Genomic DNA, 4,415 nt, shown 5'->3' with positions numbered 1-4,415 from the left:
CCCCTTCTCCCCCGTCCCCCGGGAGCCGCCGTGATCGAGTTGCTCAGGGTGGTCTTCGCCGCCCTGGCCGAGGCCCTGCCGAACGTGCCGCGCCTGCGCCGGGAGAAGCGACGCCGTGAACTGGCCGCGGACCTGTTCCTGCTGTACGTGGCGCTCAACCGGGTGGTGCTGCTCGCCGAGGAGATCGTCGACGACCTGGAGGCCCGGGTGCGGTACCCGCCGGGCGACCCCCGGGCGCGGTTCGGCCCGGCCGCCTCCCATCGGGTGCGACGCCAGGCGGAGCAGTTGGCCCGGGTCCGCACCCTGCTCCTGGAGCACTCCGCGGTCTTCCAGATCCTCCACGCCGAGGCGTACAACCGCATGGTGCTCCTGCTGGGGGTGAAGATGTCGGCCCTGGACGTCCTGTTGTTCATCATGCGCACGGGGACCCTGCCGACCGAGCCGAGCGGCGGCGAGGTGCGCCGGATCCTCGACGCCGGCCTCCCCGACCCCGGGGTGGACTTCGACGAGGTGGCCCACCGGATGGAACTGGCGTGGCGGCACAGCGGAATCGCCCTCGGCTCCGCCCCGGACGCCGACACCCGGGAGCGGATCGCGGCGTACCTGGAGGAGAGCCGGCCGCGTGAGCGGGTCGCCGGGATGCGGCGGGTCCTGGCGGACTTCCGGGCCGTGCTGGAGGAGAACTTCTCGGTCGGGGACGTGCTGCTGGACGTCGGGGACCGGCGGATCAACCTGCTCTGAGAGACCGGGAGCCGGATCGGCGGGACGGCACCGGCGGGGCGGGCCGCCGGGGGATCAACCGGCGGACAGGGCACGGAGGTCGGCCACCCACCCGGCCAGGGTGTCGCGGCAGTACGCCAGGTGGTCGGGGTTGCCGGCGGCGAAGCCGCGCGGCTCGCACTCGATCACCAGGATCAGCCCCAACAGCAACCGGTACAGCGCCAGTCGGTGATCGGCGGTCGGGCCCTCGGCGAACCGGCCGCCCGCCGCGCGGTATCCGGCGCGCAGGTCGCCGTCGGGGGCGATGTCCCCGCAGAACGCCAACGACACCCACTCCGCCAACGGATCGCCCCAGAAGGCCCGTTCGTGGTCGATGAGGCCGGTGACCCGGGCGCCGGCGGGGTCCGCCGGGTCGGGGACCCCCACGAAGACGTTGCCCGGCCACAGGTCGAAGTGGACCAGGCGGGGCTCGGTCACCTCGGCGAGAGCCGGCCGCCCGGCGGCCACCAACCCCCTCACCTCGTCCGGGGTGACACCCAGCGGGGCGTCCCACCGCGCGGCGTCGTCCAACAGCGCCTCCACCATCGCGGTGAACGCCGTCGGCCAGTCCTCCGCCGACAGCCCCGCCTCCGGGGCCGGGTAGCCGAACCGGCCGTCGGCGGGGCGCAGGGTGTGCATCCGGGCGACGTGGCCGCCCAGTCGCCGGCGCAGCCGGGCGTTCACCGGCCCGGGCAGGGTGTCGGCGACCTTGTTCCAGGGCGTGCCGTCGAGCACCGCCAGGACGAGGAAGTCCGGTCCCCGGTGGATGAGTTCGGGCAGCGGCAGGGCGACGGAGGCCAACCTGCGGTGGACCATCGCCTCGGTGGCCAGGATGCCCCGCTCGTACCGCAGGACCGGCGCCCCCGGCCCGGGGGCGAACTTGACGACGGCGGGCCGGCCGTCGTCCAGGACCACCCGGTGGGCGGTGTTGAACCAGCCGTCGGTCAACTCCTCCTCCACCCGGCACCCGAAGCCGGCGGAGGCCCGCAGCGCGGCGTCGATGTCGGCGGGGGTCAGGACACGCTTGGTGCGGCTCTCCACGGCCCCAGCGTACGGCGGGGCACCCTCACTCGGCCGGGGGTTTCCCGCCGGCGGAGGCGCCGAGGGCGTCGGCGATGGACGCCGCCCAGCCGCGGATCGCGTCATGGTCCCGGAAGTCCCCCTCCAGGCCGCGGAAGACCAACAGGGCGGCGCGCTCGGGGAAGTTGAGGTCCGCTCGGTCGAGCCGGCCGGCGAACATCCGGTGGTCGCGCGGGTGCACGGTCTCGCGCACGCCCGGAAGCTCCACCGGGTCCTTCTCCATCTCCCGCACCATCTTCCGCGAGGGGTCCCCCACCGGGCCGCTGGAGAACAACCACACCGGGCGTTCGGCGAGGGCGGGGCCGCAGCGCTCCACCAACTCCCCGGCGGGCGACAGCCAGTGACCGGCGTAGACGGCGCTGCCGAGCACCACCGCCTCGTAGGGATCGACCGCCTCCACCTCACCGGGCGAGCGCACCACCGCCTCCACGCCGTGTTCCGCCAACACCTCGGCGATCTCGCGGGCGATGGCCTCGGTCGTCCCGTGTCGGCTCGCGGCCGTCACCAGTACCGTCATGATCCTCTCCCCACCGGCCCGGAACCCGTGGCACCGGACCTCTCCAGGGTGGTCCTCCCGCCCTCTCCCCCATCGTCGCGCGCGGGGCCCCGGGGCGCGAACGGGTCATCCGGCCCCGGGGCCGCCGACCGGACCGGCCCCGACGCCACCGGGGAGATCGGCGGGGAGATCGGCGGGGAGGAGGGAGAGGACATCGAGGTCCACGCGCCCGGCCGTCACGACGCCGGCCCCGCGCAGCGTCCCCTCGTGACGCAGCCCGGCCCGCAGCGCCACCCGTCGGGAGGCGACGTTCCCCGTCGCCACCCGCACCTCCATGCGGTGGAAGCCGCGCTCCCGCAGCAACCACCGACCCAGCGCCCGGCAGGCCTCCGTCGCCACGCCACGCCGCCGGGCCTCCGGGGCCGTCCACCAGCCGGCCTCGGCGCCGCCCACCCGCCAGTCGGTGCGGTGCAGGCCGATCGCGCCCAGGAGCCGCCCGGTGTCGGCCGCGGTGACGGCGAGGTGCAGGCCGTCGCCGGACTCCCGCAGGGCGTGCGCGGTGCGGGTGCACCACTCCACCGCGTCGTCGAGGGTGTAGGGGCGGGGCAGGGGCAGCCACCGCTGCGTCTCGGCGTCGGCGCAGGCCGCCCGGACGGCCCCGACGTCGTCCGCCCTCCAGGGGCGCAGCACGAATCGTTCGGTGCGCAGCACCGTCTCCGGATGGACCGGCATCCCACCGTCTCCCCTCCGCCGCGCCGCCGCGAACCCCGACCGCGCCGCTGACCCCGGGCGGCGGGTACCGCGCCGGGGACCGGCATCGTGCCCCGACCACGAGCGCGCGGGGAAGCGGTTTTCGGTCGACGCGCCGCCCGCCGCGCGCGCTCGGCGGGCGGGGAAGGAGCCACGCCCCTAGGGTCGGTGGCATGGCTGCGGGGCGCTGGGTGTCGGTGACGTGGAAGGTGCTCGTCGTCGCGGTGGTGCTGTGGCTGCTGGTGGTGCTCGCCGCCTGGTTGCTGCAACGCCAGTTGATCTATCTCCCCGACCGGTCCGCCCCGCCCCCGCCCGCCGGGGTGGAGGAGGTCGCGTACACCGGCGCGGACGACGCCGAGCTCACCGCCTGGTTCCTGCCCGCCGACACCGCTTCCCCCCGGCCGCACGCCACGGTGGTGGTCGCCAACGGCAACGGGGGCAACCGGGCCGGCCGGGTGCCGCTCGCCGAGGGCCTGGCCGAGCGCGGGTACGCCGTGCTGCTCACCGACTACCGGGGCTACGGCGGCAACCCCGGCGACCCCCGCGAGGAGGTCCTGGCCGAGGACTTCCTCGCGGCCGTGGCACAGGTGGCGGACCGTCCCGACGTGGACCCGGACCGGATCGTGTACCTCGGGGAGTCGCTCGGCTCGGCGGTGGTCTCGGAGGCCGCCGCGGAGCGCCCCCCGCCCGCGCTGGTGCTGCGCTCGCCGTTCCCCGCGTTGGCCGACGTCGGCCGGCACCACTACCCCTTCCTGCCGGTGCGCACCCTGCTGCGCGACCGCTTCCCGACCGCCGAGCACCTGACGCGGTACGAGGGACCGGTTCTGGTGGTGGCGGGTGACTCGGACCGGATCGTTCCGGACCGGTTCTCCCGACAGGTGGTGGAGGAGCACACGGCCGGCCCGATCTCCCTGCACCTGATCGGGGGGGCCGACCACAACGACCGGGCGGTGCTGTCGGGTGACGAATTCCTCGACACCGTCGACGACTTCCTGCGCGAGACCCTCACCGGGAACGGGGACGGGGCCGGATAGGCACTCCGCCGACGTCCCCACCCACCCGATTTCGGCCGGCCGGGGGCAGAATGGCGGATATGGCATCGATTTCCCTGGGGAAGGGTGCGAACGTCCCCGTCGAGGCACCGACGATCCGCGTCGAACTCGTGCGGACCGCCGACCCGCGCGTGCCGGACACGGACGTCTCCGCGCTGCTGCTCGCCTCCGACGGCCGGGTCCGTTCGGACGCCGACATGGTCTTCCACAACCAGCCGGCGCACCCCTCCGGCGCGGTGATCCACCTCGGGAAACGCGGGGAGGGGGCCGGCGGGGGC

Annotated in this window: 6 protein-coding genes; 3 read left to right on the top strand and 3 right to left on the bottom strand. The window is 75.2% G+C overall.

Annotation, left to right across the window (positions count from 1 at the left end; translation table 11 throughout):
* On the top strand, positions 1-741 hold a 741-nt coding region (locus FOE67_RS17910; protein WP_228474002.1), incomplete at its 5' end, for a hypothetical protein.
* 54 nt (positions 742-795) lie between these two features.
* On the opposite strand, the gene FOE67_RS17905 is transcribed toward FOE67_RS17910, so the two are convergent.
* The 3 genes from FOE67_RS17905 to FOE67_RS17895 all read right to left on the bottom strand — a co-directional run bounded on the left by FOE67_RS17905 (position 796) and on the right by FOE67_RS17895 (position 3,067).
* Complete coding sequence (locus tag FOE67_RS17905; protein WP_182665502.1) at positions 796-1,800, bottom strand: phosphotransferase family protein; 1,005 nt, start codon at positions 1,798-1,800, stop codon at positions 796-798.
* Positions 1,801-1,825: 25 nt separating this feature from the next.
* The gene (locus FOE67_RS17900; RefSeq protein WP_182665500.1) at positions 1,826-2,356 is read right to left on the bottom strand and encodes a flavodoxin domain-containing protein; all 531 of its coding nucleotides are present in this window, start codon (positions 2,354-2,356) and stop codon (positions 1,826-1,828) included.
* A 105-nt stretch (positions 2,357-2,461) separates the two neighbouring features.
* Positions 2,462-3,067, bottom strand: coding sequence for a GNAT family N-acetyltransferase (locus FOE67_RS17895; protein ID WP_182665498.1), 606 nt, complete (start codon positions 3,065-3,067; stop codon positions 2,462-2,464).
* A gap of 191 nt (positions 3,068-3,258) precedes the next feature.
* Here FOE67_RS17895 and FOE67_RS17890 point away from each other — a divergent pair, with 191 nt between their 5' ends.
* Positions 3,259-4,119 (top strand): alpha/beta hydrolase, encoded by an 861-nt coding sequence (locus FOE67_RS17890; RefSeq protein ID WP_182665496.1) that lies wholly within the window; start codon positions 3,259-3,261, stop codon positions 4,117-4,119.
* A 59-nt stretch (positions 4,120-4,178) separates the two neighbouring features.
* Positions 4,179-4,415: TerD family protein (locus FOE67_RS17885; protein WP_182665495.1), on the top strand; the 237-nt coding region annotated here is incomplete at its 3' end.

This window comes from Streptomyces calidiresistens (assembly GCF_014141525.1).
Lineage (GTDB): Bacteria > Actinomycetota > Actinomycetes > Streptomycetales > Streptomycetaceae > Streptomyces > Streptomyces calidiresistens.
This window is presented reverse-complemented; position numbering and strand designations above follow the sequence as displayed.